Genomic DNA, 15,572 nt, shown 5'->3' on the forward strand with positions numbered 1-15,572 from the left:
TTCCTCCTGGGATCACGCGGCCGCGGCGGTGGCGGCCGGGACGGAACGGGGTTCGGGAGCGCGGCGCGCGAGCAGCGCGGCGACGCCGGTGAGGGCGGCCAGCAGCGCCGCGGCCAGCCAGGCCAGCCCCGCGCTGGGGCGGTAACCGCCGGTCAGCGCGAGAAAGGCGGGCACGGTGCAGGTCGGCTGGCTGAAGAAGACGGTGAGCCAGCCGGTGAACCGGGTCAGCCGCTCGGCGCCCAGCCCGAGCACGGCGAAGAACAGTGCCCACAGCAGGGCCCAGGCCAGCCAGATGACACCGAAGACGGGGTCGTGGTCGTGCCAGAAGGACAGTCCGGAGTAGACCACCGCCGCCCCGGCGACGAACAGCGAGAACCAGCCGATCCCCGCGGGTTCGAGGTTCGCGAGGTTCGCGACGCCGACGTAGAGATAGGTGAAGCCGAACAGGTAGAGGCCGGAGGCACCGAGAATGGCGTCCTGGTCGCCGCCGGCCTGGATGATCAGCACGGTCGGGGTGAGGCACTGGAGCGCGCCGACGAACAGGTTGAGCGCCGCCGCCGACCGGGCGGGGACGCGGCCGAGCAGCATCAGCCCGTTCAGGAGCAGCACCGCGCCGACGTAGAGCAGACCGACCTGGTTCATGCGAACCTCCGTCCGGTGCCACATTGCATCCGCTTGGAATAGTTTCACCTGAAACTAAGTGGTGACGGGCGGGCGCGTCAACCCGGGGGGATGGACACGAATGTGGCTTTGGGGGCGGATTCCGCTCCGAAAGCCACATTCGTGTCCGCCGGAGCAGGTGGAGCCGGGGCCGCGGGCCGCGGGCCGCGGCGCCGCAGGGCCGCGGGCAGCGCAGTCGCGAGCAGCAGATCCGGGGCCGCGGTGCCCCGGGCAGCGGGGCCGCGAGCCCGCGGGCCGCAGATCCGGGGCCGCGGGCAGCACAGCCGCGAGCAGCGCAGCCGGGGCAAGCGCTGCCGCGAGCCGCGGGGCAGCAGGGCCGCGAGCTGGCCGAGGCGGGTGCGCCGGACAACGATCCGCGCCGCGAGCCGTGCAGCCGATGGCGGCCGCCCCGGCATGTCACGAATGTGGCTTTCGGGACGCGAAACGTCTCGAAAGCCACATTCGTGACATGCGGCCCGCCCCAGGCGGCGCAACCGGGCGGGGCTAGAGGCGGGTGATGATGTCGAAGTCGCAGCCGTCGGCCACGGCCAGGTGGACTCGTTGGCGCGCCTGCTGTCCGTGGAATTCGACCGTGCCGCGCGGGCCGTGGTAGGCGACGCCGTCGAGCACCGCGTTGAAGTCCGGCAGGCGTGCGCTCCCCGCGCGGCCCGCGAGGCTGGCCAGCGCCTGCAGACCCTCGTAACACGACTCCGCCGCGTTGTTCAGTGGCGGCGCGGCCGGCCCGTGCAGCCCGACGTACCGCCCCAGCAGGTCCATCGCGTCCGCGTTGACCATGGACCGGAAGTACGCCGCCGCCACGAACAGGTTCCGCGTCGCCGTGCTGCCGCTGGCCAGCAGCATGTTCTCCTCCATCAGCGGGCTGAACCGCACCAGCCGCTCGTGCAGCCCCCGCGCGGCGAAGGCGCGGTTGAACTCCACCGCGTCCTGCCCCACCAGCAGCATCAGCACCCCGTCCGCCCGGCTGGCTTCCACCCGCCGGATCAGCCCGGCCATGTCCCCGCCGCCGAGGCCGACGAACGCCTCCCCCGCGATCGACAGCCCCAGTTCCCCGGCGAACCGGCGCACCGCGCTGGTGGACGCGTGCGGCCACACGTAGTCGTCCCCGGCGATGAACCACCGGCGCGCGCCGAGGTTGTCCCGCAGCCACCGGAGCGCGGGCGCGATCTGCAACCGCGGTGTCTCGCCGGTGCAGAAAATTCCCGGCCGCCGCTCGCCACCTTCGTAGAGCGAGGTGTAGGCGTAGGGCAGCCGCCCGGCCAGCACCGGCGCCAGCGCGTGCCGGACCGACGAGATGTGCCAGCCGGTGACCGCGTCCACCTCACCGGCTTCGGCCAGCGCGGCGACCTCGGCCGCCACCGCCGGCGGTGGCGCGCCGCCGTCGACCACGTGCAGCGACACCTCCCGGCCGAGCACCCCGCCGGCGGCGTTGAACTCGTGCGCGGCCAGCTCGGCGATCGCCTCGCAGGACGGGCCGAACAACCCGGCCGGGCCCTGCAGCGGGATCACCATCGCGACGCGCCAGTCCGCCCGCGGGGCACGGGCGGTGGCGAAGGTCATCCCGCGACTCTCCCGTACTGGTGGAATACTTCCAGGTGGAACAAAGTCTTGTCCATCAGAGCACGGTTCCGCAAGGGGAGGCCGATGACCGCGCACACCGGCGACGAACCGCTGACCAGGGCGCTCACCCGGGCCCTGCGCACGGTCACGGCCAGGGTCGAGCAGGTGCTCAAGCCGGAGAACCTGACACTGGACCAGTGGCTGGTGCTCGACGCGCTGGCCCGCGAGCGCGGCCTGTCCATGGCCGACCTGGCGACCAGGACGCTGGCCACCGGCCCGACGCTGACCAGGGTGGTGGACCGGCTGGTCACCACCGCGGCCGCCTACCGCGAGGTCGACGCCGAGGACCGCCGCCGCGTGCGGGTCTACCTCGGCCCGCGTGGCCGCGCCGCGCACCGGCGGCTGGCGCCCAAGGTGGCCGAGGCCGAGGCCGAGCTGCTCGGCCGCACCGGCGACGGCCCGGCCGTGCTGGCCCTGCTCGCCGCGCTGAGCACCGCCCCGGTGGCCTGACCGGGGTCTGCGCACTGCCCCGGTGGGCTGACCGGGTTTTGCGCCCGGCCGATCGGGTACGCCCCGATCATGCGCCTACGACTGCGGCCGAAGCAGCCCGAGTTGTTCGAGTATTTCGTGCGCGCTGCCCGCAACACCGCCAGCGCCACCGAGGCGATCGCGGACCTGGGCGTACCGGGCACCCCCGCGAAGGCGCTGAGCGACCGCCTCGTCGAGATCGAGCACCAGAACGACGAGGTCACCCACGAGCTGTACAACAAGCTCAACTCCTCGTTCATCACCCCGTTCGACCGCGACGACATGTACCGGCTCGCCGCCCGCCTCGACGACGTGATCGACCACCTCGAAGCCGCGGCGACGCTGGCGCACCTCTACGCCGCGTTCGACGGCGAGCGCCCGCCGCCGCAGATGTGCGAGCAGCTGGAAGTGCTGCGCGCGTTCGGTGAACTCGCCGTGACCGCGTTCGAGGACTTCGCCGCCAAACGCGACCTCAAGCACTACTGGATTGGCACGAACGAGCTGGAGAACCAGGCCGACCGCATCTACCGGCAGCTGCTCACGCACCTGTTCAGCGGCCGGTACGACGCCCTCACCGTGTTGAAGCTCAAGGAGATCGGCGACGTGCTCGAAGAAGCCGCCGACGCCTTCGAGCACGTGGCGAACACGGTGGAAGCGATCGTGGTCAAGGAGTCCTGAGTGAACGGCGAGCTGGTGGCGGTGGTCGCCGTTGTCGCGCTCACCGTGTTGTTCAGCTACACCAACGGTTTCCACGACGCGGCGAACGCGATCGCCACCTCGGTTTCGACCAGGGCGCTGAGCATCCGCACCGCGCTGGCGCTGGCCGCGGCAGGCAACCTGGTGGGCTCGTTCTTCGGCGCGAAGGTGGCCAAGACCGTCGGCGCCGGGATCGTGCGGTTGCCGCCGGGGCTGACCGCACTGACCGTGGTCGGCTGCGGACTGCTCGGCGCGATCGGGTGGAACTTCGTCACCTGGTACTTCGGCCTGCCGTCGAGTTCGTCGCACGCGCTGGTCGGCGGGCTGGTCGGGGCCACCCTGCCCGCCGCGGGCGTGGTGCTGTGGGGCGGGATCGCCGAGGACGTGCTGCTGCCGATGGTGATCTCCCCGCTGCTCGGCTTCGCGCTGGGTTACCTGCTGATGCTGGCGGTGCTGTGGACGTTCCGGCGCGGCCACCCGAAGAAGCTGAACCGCGGTTTCCGCGCCGCGCAGACCTGCTCGGCGGCGGCGATGGCGGTCGGGCACGGCATGCAGGACGCGGCGAAGTCGATGGGCATCGTGGTGCTCGCGCTGGTCGCGGGCGGTCACCAGAGCGACTGGCACATCCCCGTCTGGGTGTACTTCCTGATCAGCGCGGTGCTCGCGGCCGGGACCTACTCCGGTGGCCGGCGGATCATCGCCACGCTCGGCCGCAAGGTGATCGACCTGCGCCCGCCGGAGGGCTTCGCCTCCGAGGCCACCGCCAGCTCGGTGCTCTACGTGGCCGCGCTCGGCTTCGGCGCGCCGATCTCCACCACGCACACGATCACCTCGGCGATCATGGGCGCCGGGGCCACCCGCCGGTTCTCCGCCGTGCGCTGGGGCACCGCGGGCAACATTCTCGGTGCCTGGGTGCTCACCTTCCCGGCGGCGGGCCTGGTCGCCGCGTTGTTCTCCTGGCCACTGGTCGCGCTGACCACCTGAGCCGGTGCCAGAATCGCGGCATGGAAATTCGCGAAGTGAAGCGGCTCGGCCGCGGCGTCAGCGCGGTCGGCCTCGGCTGCTGGCAGCTCGGCGCCGACTGGGGTGAGGTCGACGAGAAGGACGCGCTGGCCGTGCTCGAAACCGCCGCCGACGAGGGCGTCACCTTCTTCGACACCGCCGACGTCTACGGCGACGGGCGCAGTGAGCAGCTGGTCGGCCGGTTCCGCGCCGCCCGCGATAACGGTGACTTGTTCGTCGCCACCAAGATGGGCCGCCGCGCCGAGCAGGTGCCGGAGAACTACACCGCCGCGAACTTCGCCGCCTGGACCGACCGCTCCCGCCGGAACCTCGGCATGGACACGCTGAACCTGGTCCAGCTGCACTGCCCGCCGACGCCGGTGTATTCGAGCGACGCGGCGTTCGACGCGCTCGACGAACTGGTCGCCCAGGGGCGCATCGCCCGCTACGGCGTCAGCGTGGAGACCTGCGAGGAAGCGCTCACCGCGCTGGCCAGGCCGAACGTCGCCTCGGTCCAGATCATCCTGAACTGCCTGCGGCTCAAGCCGCTCGAGCGGGTGCTGCCCGCCGCGGCCGAGGCGGGCGCGGCGATCATCGTCCGCGTCCCGCTCGCCTCCGGCCTGCTGTCCGGCAAGTACACGCGGGACACCACCTTCGCCGACAACGACCACCGGAACTTCAACCGCCACGGCGAGGCGTTCGACGTCGGCGAGACCTTCGCGGGCGTGCCCTACGAGGTGGGCCTCGAAGCCGTCGAGCGGCTGCGCGGCGTGGTTCCGCCCGGTCAGACGCTCGCCCAGTTCGCGCTGCGCTGGATCCTGGACCAGCCGGGCGTGAGCACGGTGATCCCCGGCGCCCGGAATCCGGCGCAGGCCAGGGCGAACACCTCGGCGGCCGCACTGCCCACAGTGGACAGCGCGGCGGCGGCCGCGGTGCGCGAGGTCTACGACGAGCTGGTCCGCCCGCTGGTGCACGACCGGTGGTGAGCTGACGTGCCCGAATCCGGGCACGGGATTTGGGCCGCTCCCCCGCCCGGTGCGATGCTGGCCGGCGTGGGGGACGAAGTGCCGGAGGACCTGCTGCGCCACGTGGTCAGGACCAGCGGCCTGCCGTCCGCCATCGCCAGGCGCGTGGTCTCCGACGTGATGGGTTACTTCGTCGAAACGCCCGAGGAGTACGTGCGCCGGCGCCATGCCGAGCTGCGTGCCCGGCAGCTTCCGAACGCCCGCATCTGGCCGGTGCTCCGCGAAGAACTCGCGGTGCGCCCGGTCGCGGCGCCGGAGCTGTCGGAGCGGCAGCTGCGGCGCATCGTCTACGGCTGAGGAGGAGTAGCGGCGGATGTGCGGCATCGTCGGTTACGTCGGTTCGAAGAACGCGGTTCCCCTGCTGGTGGAGGGACTGCACCGGCTCGAATACCGGGGTTACGACTCGGCGGGCGTCGCCGTGGCCGGTCCGGACGGGCTGGGCGTGCACAAGACCGCGGGCCGGGTGGCGGACCTGCGCCGCGTCATCCCGGACGGGCTGGTCGGCACCACCGGCATCGCGCACACCCGATGGGCCACGCACGGCGAGCCCAGTGACCGCAACGCGCACCCGCACCTGGACACCAAGCGCCGGATCGCCATCGTGCACAACGGTGTGCTGGAGAACTCCGACGTCTTGCGCAAGCGGCTCACCGGCGAGGGCGTGGAGCTGGCCTCCGACACCGACAGCGAGGTGCTCGCCCACCTGATCGCCCGCAGCGAAGAGTCCACTTTGGAAGAAGCCGTGCGGGACGCACTGTCCCAAGTGGAGGGTACGTACGGCATCATCGCGATGGACGCGGAGAACCCCGGTGAGCTGATCGCCGCCCGGCGCGGCAGCCCGATCGTGCTCGGGCTCGGCGAGAAGGAGATGCTGATCGCCTCGGACACCGCCGCGCTGGTGCGGTTCACCGAGCAGGTGATCTACCTGGAGGACGACGAGCTGGCCACAGTCACCGCGGACGGTTACCGCACCAGCACCAGCGACAGCACGGACCCGCGCACGACCACCCGCCCGCCGACCGCGCTCGAAGCCGGTTCGGTCGACTACGAACTCGGCGGGCACCCCGACTTCATGTACAAGGAGATGACCGAGCAGCCCGACGCGGTGGACCGCTGCCTGCGCGGGCGCCTGGACCGCCGGTTCATGTCCGCCCGGCTCGACGGCATCGGCCTGACCCCGCGCGAGTACCAGCAGATCCGGCGGGTGAAGCTGCTCGGCTGCGGCTCCGCCTACTACGCCGGGCAGCTCGGCGCCGAGCTGATCGAGCAGCTCGCGCGCATCCCGGCCGACGCCGAACCGGCCTCGGAGTTCCGCTACCGCAACCCGGTGGTCGATCCGGAGACGCTGTACGTGGCGATCAGCCAGTCCGGGGAGACGCTGGACACCCTGGCCGCGGTGCACGAGCTCAAGCGCAAGGGCGGCCGGGTGATCGGCCTGGTCAACGTGGTCAGCAGCTCGATCGCGCGTGAGTGCGGCAGCGGCCTGTTCCTGCACGCCGGGCCGGAGATCTCGGTGGCGGCGACGAAGTCGTTCACGAACATGGGCGTGGCGCTGGCGCTGCTGGCGCTGGAACTCGGCCGCGTGCGCGACCTGTCCATGGCCGACGGCAGGCGCCTGGTGGACGGCCTGCTCGCGCTGCCGGCCCAGCTGGCCGGAATTCTCGGCCAGGAACCGGGAATCGCCGGAATCGCCAGGAAGTACGCCGGTGCCGAGCACATGTTCTTCGTCGGCCGCGTGCAGGGCTGGCCGGTGGCCAGGGAAGGCGCGCAGAAGCTCAAGGAGATCTCCTACGTGCACGCCGAGGCCTACCAGGCGTCGGAGCTCAAGCACGGGCCGCTCGCGCTGATCGATCCGGAGATGCCGACCGTGGTGGTGCTGCCAGCCGACGACCTGCTCGCGAAGAACCTGTCCACCATCGAGGAGATCAAGGCCCGCGGTGGCCCGGTCGTCGCGGTGACCGACGCCGACCTGCCGGACGGGCTGGTCACCGACGTGATCCGGGTGCCGAGGGCCGAACGCGAACTCGCGCCGATCACGCATTCGGTGGCCCTGCAGCTGTTCGCCTACCACCTGGCGAAAGCGCTGGGCCGCGAGATCGACCGGCCGCGCAACCTGGCCAAGAGCGTCACCGTCGAATGAGGCCTTGACCTCCAGTCCGCTGGAGCTCCTACGGTCGCACCGACCGCGGGAAAGGATCAGGTGATGCGGGAGCAGGAGTGGCCGCCGGGGCTGGCGGTGGCGCAGGTGCGGGTGGCGCGCCCGACCGACCGGCTGGCCGAGGTGGTCGAGTTCTATTCGGGCTGTCTCGGCCTGCCGGAGTTGTACCGCTTCAGCGGGCACGCCGGGTACGACGGGGTCATGCTCGGCCTGCCGGGCACCGACTACCACCTGGAGTTCACGTCGCACGCCGGCGGCAGCCCGGGCACGGCGCCCAGCCGTGAGAACCTGCTGGTGCTGTACTTCGACGGCGAAGCGCGCATGCAGGAGACGGTGGTGCGGCTCGGTGAAGCCGGTCACGAGCCGGTCGAGCTGGAGAACCCGTACTGGGCGGAGAACGGCGCGCTCGGGTTCGCCGATCCGGACGGCTGGCTGGTGGTGCTGGTGCCGCGCCCGGTGTTCTGAGCGATCCGTTTGGGGGTACCGCGGCGCCCGGACGCCCGCTTGAATTGGACCAGACCAATCAGGCCTAGGGCGTTTGGGGAGCAGACATGTCGCGACCGCACACGTGGAGACGGTGGCTGACCGCCGTTCCGCTCGCCGTCACCGCACTGCTGGGCGGTTCCGTCCCGGCGGCGAGCGGGGTCCAGGCCACCGGGGTGCCGCTGGAGGAACTGACCGTGGTCACCACCGAGGTGGCGACCGGGCTGCAGAACCCCACCTCGATCACCCCGGTCGGCGACGGCAGGCTGCTGATCACCGAGAAGCGCGGGGTGATCCGGTCGTACCACCCGAAGACCGGCCTGGCCGCGAAACCGGTGCTCGACCTCAGCGCGCGGATCAGTTCGGGCGCGGTCGAGCGCGGGCTGCTCGGGCTGGCGCTGGCCAAGGACCGCCGCACGGCGTACGCGGCGTACACGCGGCTGCCGGACCACGCGGTGACGCTGGCGCGGGTGCGCCTCGACACCGGCGCGGTGCAGGAGCTGCTGTCGCAGCCGCACCCGGAGTTCCCGAACCACAACGGCGGGCAGGTCGCCTTCGGCTCGGACGGCTACCTGTACTGGGGCATCGGCGACGGCGGCGGCGCGGGTGATCCGCTGGCCGCCGGGCAGCGGCTGGACACGCTGCTCGGCAAGATCCTGCGGCTGGACGTGAACCGGTCGTGTGACGGGAAGCCGTACTGCGTGCCGGGCGACAACCCGTTCGTCGGCAACGCCGGGGTGCGCACCGAGATCTGGTCGTACGGCCTGCGCAACCCGTGGCGGTTCTCGTTCGACCCGCACAACGGCTCGCTGTGGATCGGTGACGTCGGCCAGGGCCGGTTCGAGGAGGTCGACCACATCCGGGCGCACCAGGGCGGGGTGAACTTCGGCTGGTCGTGTCTGGAGGGGCCCGTGGTGTACAACCAGGAACGCTGCGACCCGGCGGCCAAGTACACCGGGCCGGTCTTCGACTACGTCTCAGGTGAGCAGGGCTGCGCGGTGATCGGCGGGCACGTCTACCGGGGGCGCCAGTTCGCGAAGCTCGTGGCAGGCACCTACGTCGCCACCGACTTCTGCCGTGGCACCGCATGGGCGGTACGGGAAAACGCCGACGGCACCTACACCGGGGGTGAGATCGGCACCTTCCCGACCGACGTCACCGCGTTCGGCGTGGACGAATACGGCGAGCTGTACGTGGTCGACGAGTACCCCGGCCGCCTGCACCGCGTTGCGTTCCAGCGCAAGTAGCCACCGGAGCGGTTCATGGAGACGGCCTCCATGATGGACCCATGTCCGAGACCGACTCCTGGTTGCGCCTGCTCGCCGACGAACGACCCGAAGCCGAGCTGGAGGAGTTCCGCCGCGAGCAGCTCACCGGGGCCGGGGGCACCCGCCGCGACCGGCTGGCGCTGGCCGCCGACCGCGCCTTCGCCATCCGGCGGCGGCTCGACGCCCGGCGGCGGCACGCGGCCGAGCTGACCGTGCTGAACGACCTCGCCCGCCGCCTGACCACCCTGCGTGACTCCGCCGAGGTGCTCACCGAGGTCGCCGCGCAGGCCCGGCGGCTGCTCCGCGTGGACGTCGCCTACCTGATGCTCCGGCAGGACGACGGCAGGCTGCGCATCGAGGTGGTCGACGGGTCCATGGGCTCGGTCCTGCGTGGCATCGAGCTGGCGGCGGGCCGCGGGCTCGGCGGGCGGGTCCTGCGCACCGGCGAGCCGATGTGGAGCGAGGACTACCTGCGCGACACCCGGATCAAGCACGTCGCCACCGTGGACGCGGCCGCCGAGAGCGAGCAGCTCGGCGGCATTCTCGGCGTGCCGCTGATTCGCGGGGACCGGCCGATCGGTGTGCTGCTGGCGGCCGACCGCCGTCCGCGGGCCTTCCACGGCGGTGAGGTCGAACTGCTCGCCGCGCTCGCGTCCCATGCGGCGGTCGCGCTGCACAACGCCGGGCTGTTCGAGGAACTCACCGAAGCGAACGCCACGCTGCGGCGTGCCGACGAACTCCGGGAGCGCCTCACCGCGGCCGTGATCGACGGCGGCGGGTACGCCGAAATCGCCGGCGAACTCGCCCGTGCCCTGCGCGGGCCGGTCGCCGTGTTCGGCGCGGACCACGAACTCCTTGCCGGGGAAGGAGAATCGGCGGAATTGGTGCGGGAAGCCGGTGCGCCCCACACGGTGGTCCACCTCGGCGACGCGGTGCTGGCGCCGGTCGTGCTGGGCAGTGGGTACGCCGGTTGCCTCGTCGCCCGTGGTGAAGCCGCCCGCGACGCCGACGCGCCACGCCTGCTCGCGCTCGGCGCGAACTCCGTCGCGGTGGTGATCACCTCGGAACGGTCGCGAGTGGAAGCGGAGTTGCGCACGCGCGGCGAGTTCGTCGGCGCGCTCCTCTCCCCCGGCGCCGACGAGGGCGGGCTCCGCCGCCGTGCCGCGCGGGCAGGCCTCGCGCTCGCGCAGGTGCGGGCGGTCGCGGTGTTCGACCCCGGTGACGCGGACCCGCGGCAGGCCGCCCAGTCCGCGGCCCGCGTGGCCGGTGACGCCGGCGGCTGGTCCGCCGAACACGGCGGCCACGTCGTCGCCCTGCTGCCCGGCACCACGGGCGAGCAGGCAGCCGAGCGCATCCGGCGCGTCGGCCCGCCCTGCGCGGTCGGCATCGCGGACTGCGCGGGCGGGGTGCGGGCTATTCGCGAAGCCCACGAATCCGCCCGCCAGACCGCCACCGTGCTGCTCGCGCTCGGCCGCGCCCGCGACTGCGCGCGAGCCGCCGAACTCGGCCTCTACCGCTCGCTGTTCGGCCAGGCGGGCCGCGACGAACTGCTGGTGTTCATCACCGAGGCGGTCGGCCCGCTGCTGGCACACGACCGCGACCGGCAGCGCGACCTCGCCACCACGCTCCGGACCTATCTGGAGCAGTCCCGGCACCACGCGCGGACCTGCGCACTGCTGCACATCCACGCGAACACGCTCTACCAGCGGCTGGAGCGGATCGACGGGCTGCTCGGTCCCGGCTGGCGCGAACCGCGGCGCGCGCTGGAGGTCCAGCTCGCGCTGCGCCTGCACGACGTGCTCAGCGCGCTCCGGGCGCGCGGCTGAACACCTTGCCGGGGTTGAGAATGCCGTGCGGGTCGAGCGCGTCCTTGACCGCGTGGTGCAGGTCCAGCACGGCGGGGCTCAGCTCGGCACGCAGGCCGTCGCGCTTGAGCAGGCCGACGCCGTGCTCACCGGTGACCGTGCCGCCGAGTTCGATGGCGTCGGCGATGATCCGGTCGAACGCGGCCTGCGCGCGGCGGCGGGCGTCCTCGTCACCGGGCGGGGTGATCAGCAGCGGGTGCAGGTTCCCGTCGCCGGCGTGCGCGATGTTCGCGATCAGCGTGTCCAGCTCGGCGGCGGTTTTCTCGATGCGCGCCAGCATTTCCGGCACCGCGGCCCGCGGCACGCAGACGTCCTCGGTGAGCACCGGGCCCAGCCGTTCCAGCGCCGGGTAGGCCAGCCGCCGCGCGGCGAACAGCGCGTCGGCCTCCTCCTGGTCGGTGGACCGCGCCGCCCAGGTCGCCCCGGCGCCTTCGAAGCACGCCAGCATCGCCTCGACCTCGCGCTCCCCCGCCGCGCCCGGCGCGTCGGTGCGGCCGAGCAGCACCACCTCGGCGTCGGCGGACAGGCCCATGTTCTTCCACTTGTCCACCGCGGCCAGGCAGTGCCGGTCGATCAGCTCCAGCGCGGACGGGGTCAGCCCGGCCGCGCCGACCGCGGTCACCGCGCGCCCGGCGTCCACAATGGACGAGAAGTACCCGGCGACGGTGTGCTCCGGCTCGCGTCGCGGGCGCAGCCGCACGGTGATCTCGGTGAGCACGCCCAGCGTGCCCTCCGAGCCGACCATCAGCCCGGCGAGGTCGTAGCCCGCGACGCCCTTGGCCGTGCGCCTGCCCAGCCGGACCAGCTCGCCGGTGCCGGTGACCACCTCCAGCGCCAGCACGTAGTCGCGGGTGACGCCGTACTTCGCGCAGCAGATGCCACCGGCGTTCGTCGCCACGTTGCCGCCGATGGTCGACCACGGCGCGCTGGCCGGGTCGGGCGGGTACCACAGGTCCTGCTCGGCGCAGGCCGCCCGCAGGTCGTCGTTGACCACTCCCGGCTGCACCACGGCGAGGCGTTCCACCGGGTCGATCTCGCGGATCTCGGTCATCAGCGCGGTGCACAGCACCACGGCACCGTCGATCGCGTTGGCGCCGCCGGACAACCCGGTGCCCGCGCCGCGGGGCACGAGCGGCACGCGATGCCGCACGCACGCCAGCACGACGGCCCGCACCTCGGCCGAAGTCCGGGGCCGCACCACCACGCCGGGCGTGCCGTGCGGGGCCCACTCGGCTTCGTCGTGCACGAAGCCGCGGATCAGGTCGGGGTCGAGCACCAGCCGGTCCGCGGGCAGCTCGCGTCGAAGGTCGTCCAGGAGGGCACGCATCCGGTCAACTTCGCACGCTCGCACCGGTCAGTCCAATGGAGGGAACAACCACCGTCCGTGATCGGGCATGGAGGTTTTCTCTACCGGGTTGCTCCGTTCGTGCGGCCGGTGTATCAGGTTGCTCCGCTTGGCCGTCCTCTCGGGTGAGGGGAAGTGAGTGCGATGATGAGGACTCGCTGGTACAGCCCGATCACGATGATCGCCGCGGCCTGCCTGGCACTGGCCGGTTGCGGCGGCACCGAGCCGACTGACAGCCAGGACCCGGCGGACCAGCCCACCGGCCGGGAAACCACGGAACCCACCGGCGGACGGGGCGACCGGGATGATCCCGCCGACGAGCCACCGGACATCCCCGGCGGCCCGATCGACTACGACAACACACGCACCGGCGGCGGCCGGAGCCCGCAGGACGTGCAGGCCGACATGGAAGGCCAGCTGGCCGACCAGTGCGGCCGGAACCGCTGCGGGGTCAAGGTGGTGATCAGCGGTTCCGGTGACTGCGTGGCCTCGGTGACCCCGCGCCCGGTGCGGCCGGGCGGGCGGATCACCGTCAAGGCCAAAGCCTGTATCGACGACGAGAAGCCGCCGTCGGAGGAACCCGAATCCGCCGGTCCAAGCTCGGACGAAGACTCGGGCGACGGCTCCGGCGAGGGTTCCGGCGACGGCTCCGACTCGCCCGCCGAGTCCGGGCCCGAGTCCGGGTCCGGCTCCGGCGGCTGAGACCGTGCCCGGGCCGCGTCACCACCGGCTCCGGCCGCGGCCACCGGCCCCGGCCGGGGAACCGGGCACCGGCCGCGCGGCGAAGGTGCTCGCCTCCGTCGCGGCAAACGTCACCCTGCTGACCGCGCTGCTGTACTACTACGGCCTGCTCCGCACCCAGGAGTTCTTCGCCTACTTCCGGGTGCACTACACCCTGCTGGGCCAGACCGCCGACGAGATCTTCGGCCGCGGGGTCAACGGCCTGCTCCTGCCGATCGCGATGGCGGCCGCGCTGGGGTTCGGGGTGCTCGGGGTCATCCGGACGCTGCGGCACCGCCTCCCGAAGACCGCGTGGGAGCGGTTGCAGCGCGTGGCCACGCCGATCGCCGGGGTGACCGGGTTCGTCCTCATCGGACTGACCGTGCCGGTGGTGCTCGAGCCGGGGCCGTTCCGGTGGCTTGCCGGGCTGCCGGGCGCGGGGCTCGCGCTCGGGGTGGTGCTGCTGGCCGCCGCGTGGCACCGGCTGGGCGCGGCCTCGGGCAGGCGGTCCCGGTTGTCGGTCGCGGAATGGGTGTCCGCCTACACGCTGGTAGCCTTCGGCCTGTTCTGGGCGGTCGGCGACTACGCGCAGGCGACCAGCGTGCGGTCGGCCTACGAAACGGCCGCCGCGCTGCCGTCGAAACCGGCGGCCGTGCTGTACAGCGCGCAGAGCCTGAACCTGGTCGCCGACGGGGTCCGCGAGGACGTGTGCGCGCAGCCCGACAGCGCGTACAAGTACCGGTACACCGGACTGAAGCTGCTGCTCCAGTCCGGTGGCCAGTACGTGTTCCTCCCGGCGAGCTGGCGGCCGTCGCGGGGCACCGCGTTCGTGGTGCCCCGCACCGACAAGCTCCGCCTGGACTTCGCCCCGGCCAGGTTCACACCCGCCCCGGGGTGCTGATCAGGCGGGCACGCGCAGGTCGGTGCCCTTCGTTTCCTTGACCGCGGTGACCGCGGCGAAGGAGATCACACACAGCACCATGATGTAGATGCCCACCGAGGGCGCCCAGCCGGTGTTCTGCACCAGCAGCTCCGCGATCGTCGGCGCGAACGCCCCGCCGAGGATCGCGCCCAGCGCGTACCCGATGGACACCCCCGAGTAACGCACCGAAGTCGGGAACATCTCCGCGTACATCGCCGACATCGGGCCGTAGGACAGGCCCAGCCCGATGGTCAGCACGAAGACGGCGGCGCCGAACAGCCAGATGTTGCGGGTGTCGATGAGCAGGAACAGCGGGATCATCCAGGCGAACACCAGCGCGTAACCGAGCTGGAAGGTGCGCACGCGGCCGATCCGGTCCGACAGCGCACCGCCGTAGAGGGTGAAGATGAGCCAGCCGAGCGAGCCGACCACGATCGCCAGCAGCACCGACGGCCGGGAAAGCTTCAGCGTGCCGGTGCCGTAGGCGATGAAGTAGGCGATCACCAGGTACCCGGCGGCGTTGTTGGCGATGAAGATCAGCGCGGTGAGCACCACCTGCTTGGTGTGGTGCTTGAACAGGTCACGCAGCGGCGCGGAGGATTCCTTGCGGCGCTGGAGCATCTCCTGGAAGACCGGGCTCTCCTCGACCGCGCGCCGGATCGCGTAGCCGAGCACGATCAGCACCACCGAGAACAGGAACGGCACCCGCCAGCCCCACGACTGGAACTGGGCGGGCGTGGTCACCGTGGTCATGATCCACAGCACGCCGGTCGCCAGTATCAGCCCGATCGGCACGCCCACCTGCGGATAGGCCCCGAACAGCCCGCGCCGGTTCTCCGGGGCGTGCTCGACCGACATCAGCGCGGCCCCACCCCATTCACCACCGGCCGAGAAGCCCTGCACGATCCGCAGCACGATCAGCACGATCGGGGCGGTGACGCCGATGTCGGCGTAGGTGGGCAGCGCGCCGATCAGCGCGGTGGCCGCGCCCATCAGCACCAGCGTGAGCACGAGCATCTTCTTGCGGCCGAGCTTGTCGCCGTAGCGCCCGGCGATGATCGCGCCGAGCGGCCGGAACAGGAAGCTGATCCCGATGGTGGCCAGTGAGATCACCGTGGCCAGCCCCGGTGACGCCTGACTCACCGGCGCCAGGAACAGCGGGCCGAGCACCAGGCTGGCGGCCTGGGCGTAGATGAAGAAGTCGTACCACTCGATGGTGGTCCCGGCCAGCGTGCTGGCCAGCACCTTCTTTTCCTCACGCGTCCGCTTCGGCCGCGCGGCGGGCGCCGTCGGTTGTGCCATGAGAACTCCGTTGTCCGATG

General features: G+C 72.1%; 15 protein-coding genes. 11 read left to right on the forward strand and 4 right to left on the reverse strand.

Annotated features, from left to right (window positions below; all coding sequences use genetic code 11):
• Positions 1-12 precede the first annotated feature (12 nt).
• Positions 13-642 carry an AmiS/UreI family transporter gene (locus tag A4R43_RS10040; RefSeq protein WP_113692077.1) on the reverse strand — a complete coding sequence of 210 codons (630 nt, stop codon included), beginning with the start codon at positions 640-642 and terminating at the stop codon, positions 13-15.
• 522 nt (positions 643-1,164) lie between these two features.
• Positions 1,165-2,238: a substrate-binding domain-containing protein gene (locus A4R43_RS10045; protein WP_236808877.1), complete on the reverse strand. Its 1,074-nt coding sequence runs from the start codon at positions 2,236-2,238 to the stop codon at positions 1,165-1,167.
• 84 nt (positions 2,239-2,322) lie between these two features.
• On the opposite strand from A4R43_RS10045, the gene A4R43_RS10050 reads away from it, so the two are divergent.
• The 9 genes from A4R43_RS10050 (at position 2,323) to A4R43_RS10090 (ending at position 11,224) form a co-directional block, all read left to right on the forward strand.
• The gene (locus tag A4R43_RS10050; RefSeq protein WP_113692078.1) at positions 2,323-2,748 is read left to right on the forward strand and encodes a MarR family transcriptional regulator; all 426 of its coding nucleotides are present in this window, start codon (positions 2,323-2,325) and stop codon (positions 2,746-2,748) included.
• A 69-nt stretch (positions 2,749-2,817) separates the two neighbouring features.
• Entirely contained in the window at positions 2,818-3,444 is a 627-nt protein-coding gene (locus A4R43_RS10055; protein WP_113692079.1) for a DUF47 domain-containing protein, read from the forward strand.
• Positions 3,445-4,446 (forward strand): inorganic phosphate transporter, encoded by a 1,002-nt coding sequence (locus A4R43_RS10060; RefSeq protein WP_113692080.1) that lies wholly within the window; start codon positions 3,445-3,447, stop codon positions 4,444-4,446.
• Between the two features lie 20 nt (positions 4,447-4,466).
• Entirely contained in the window at positions 4,467-5,450 is a 984-nt protein-coding gene (locus tag A4R43_RS10065; protein ID WP_113692081.1) for an aldo/keto reductase, read from the forward strand.
• A 66-nt stretch (positions 5,451-5,516) separates the two neighbouring features.
• Positions 5,517-5,786, forward strand: coding sequence for a hypothetical protein (locus A4R43_RS10070; protein WP_418190814.1), 270 nt, complete (start codon positions 5,517-5,519; stop codon positions 5,784-5,786).
• 16 nt (positions 5,787-5,802) lie between these two features.
• Positions 5,803-7,629 (forward strand): glutamine--fructose-6-phosphate transaminase (isomerizing), encoded by a 1,827-nt coding sequence (gene glmS, locus A4R43_RS10075; RefSeq protein WP_113692083.1) that lies wholly within the window; start codon positions 5,803-5,805, stop codon positions 7,627-7,629.
• Positions 7,630-7,692: 63 nt separating this feature from the next.
• Positions 7,693-8,112, forward strand: a complete 420-nt coding sequence (locus tag A4R43_RS10080) for a VOC family protein (protein WP_113692084.1) — start codon at positions 7,693-7,695, stop codon at positions 8,110-8,112.
• Between the two features lie 86 nt (positions 8,113-8,198).
• The gene (locus tag A4R43_RS10085; protein ID WP_113692085.1) at positions 8,199-9,377 is read left to right on the forward strand and encodes a PQQ-dependent sugar dehydrogenase; all 1,179 of its coding nucleotides are present in this window, start codon (positions 8,199-8,201) and stop codon (positions 9,375-9,377) included.
• A 41-nt stretch (positions 9,378-9,418) separates the two neighbouring features.
• A complete protein-coding gene (locus tag A4R43_RS10090; protein WP_113692086.1) occupies positions 9,419-11,224 on the forward strand; it encodes a helix-turn-helix domain-containing protein in 1,806 nt (601 codons plus the stop codon).
• On the opposite strand, the gene A4R43_RS10095 is transcribed toward A4R43_RS10090, so the two are convergent.
• Positions 11,199-12,590 (reverse strand): FAD-binding oxidoreductase, encoded by a 1,392-nt coding sequence (locus A4R43_RS10095; protein WP_113692087.1) that lies wholly within the window; start codon positions 12,588-12,590, stop codon positions 11,199-11,201. The two genes, A4R43_RS10090 and A4R43_RS10095, sit on opposite strands and share 26 nt — an antisense overlap.
• Before the next feature lie 162 nt (positions 12,591-12,752).
• On the opposite strand from A4R43_RS10095, the gene A4R43_RS10100 reads away from it, so the two are divergent.
• Positions 12,753-13,310, forward strand: a complete 558-nt coding sequence (locus A4R43_RS10100) for a hypothetical protein (RefSeq protein ID WP_205215289.1) — start codon at positions 12,753-12,755, stop codon at positions 13,308-13,310.
• A 4-nt stretch (positions 13,311-13,314) separates the two neighbouring features.
• Positions 13,315-14,229: a hypothetical protein gene (locus tag A4R43_RS10105; protein ID WP_236808879.1), complete on the forward strand. Its 915-nt coding sequence runs from the start codon at positions 13,315-13,317 to the stop codon at positions 14,227-14,229.
• Here A4R43_RS10105 and A4R43_RS10110 read toward each other — a convergent pair whose 3' ends face one another.
• Complete coding sequence (locus A4R43_RS10110; RefSeq protein ID WP_113692088.1) at positions 14,230-15,552, reverse strand: MFS transporter; 1,323 nt, start codon at positions 15,550-15,552, stop codon at positions 14,230-14,232.
• Positions 15,553-15,572 lie beyond the last annotated feature (20 nt).

This window comes from Amycolatopsis albispora (genome assembly GCF_003312875.1).
GTDB classification, from domain to species: domain Bacteria; phylum Actinomycetota; class Actinomycetes; order Mycobacteriales; family Pseudonocardiaceae; genus Amycolatopsis; species Amycolatopsis albispora.

What these genes read in the sequence shown, in the direction of transcription:
- A4R43_RS10040 (WP_113692077.1), bottom strand. Translation starts at nt 642, where the DNA reads ATGAACCAGGTCGGTCTGCTCTACGTCGGCGCGGTGCTGCTCCTGAAC.
- A4R43_RS10045 (WP_236808877.1), bottom strand. Translation starts at nt 2,238, where the DNA reads ATGACCTTCGCCACCGCCCGTGCCCCGCGGGCGGACTGGCGCGTCGCG.
- A4R43_RS10050 (WP_113692078.1), top strand. Translation starts at nt 2,323, where the DNA reads ATGACCGCGCACACCGGCGACGAACCGCTGACCAGGGCGCTCACCCGG.
- A4R43_RS10055 (WP_113692079.1), top strand. Translation starts at nt 2,818, where the DNA reads ATGCGCCTACGACTGCGGCCGAAGCAGCCCGAGTTGTTCGAGTATTTC.
- A4R43_RS10065 (WP_113692081.1), top strand. Translation starts at nt 4,467, where the DNA reads ATGGAAATTCGCGAAGTGAAGCGGCTCGGCCGCGGCGTCAGCGCGGTC.
- glmS (WP_113692083.1), top strand. Translation starts at nt 5,803, where the DNA reads ATGTGCGGCATCGTCGGTTACGTCGGTTCGAAGAACGCGGTTCCCCTG.
- A4R43_RS10080 (WP_113692084.1), top strand. Translation starts at nt 7,693, where the DNA reads ATGCGGGAGCAGGAGTGGCCGCCGGGGCTGGCGGTGGCGCAGGTGCGG.
- A4R43_RS10085 (WP_113692085.1), top strand. Translation starts at nt 8,199, where the DNA reads ATGTCGCGACCGCACACGTGGAGACGGTGGCTGACCGCCGTTCCGCTC.
- A4R43_RS10090 (WP_113692086.1), top strand. Translation starts at nt 9,419, where the DNA reads ATGTCCGAGACCGACTCCTGGTTGCGCCTGCTCGCCGACGAACGACCC.
- A4R43_RS10095 (WP_113692087.1), bottom strand. Translation starts at nt 12,590, where the DNA reads ATGCGTGCCCTCCTGGACGACCTTCGACGCGAGCTGCCCGCGGACCGG.
- A4R43_RS10100 (WP_205215289.1), top strand. Translation starts at nt 12,753, where the DNA reads ATGATGAGGACTCGCTGGTACAGCCCGATCACGATGATCGCCGCGGCC.
- A4R43_RS10110 (WP_113692088.1), bottom strand. Translation starts at nt 15,552, where the DNA reads ATGGCACAACCGACGGCGCCCGCCGCGCGGCCGAAGCGGACGCGTGAG.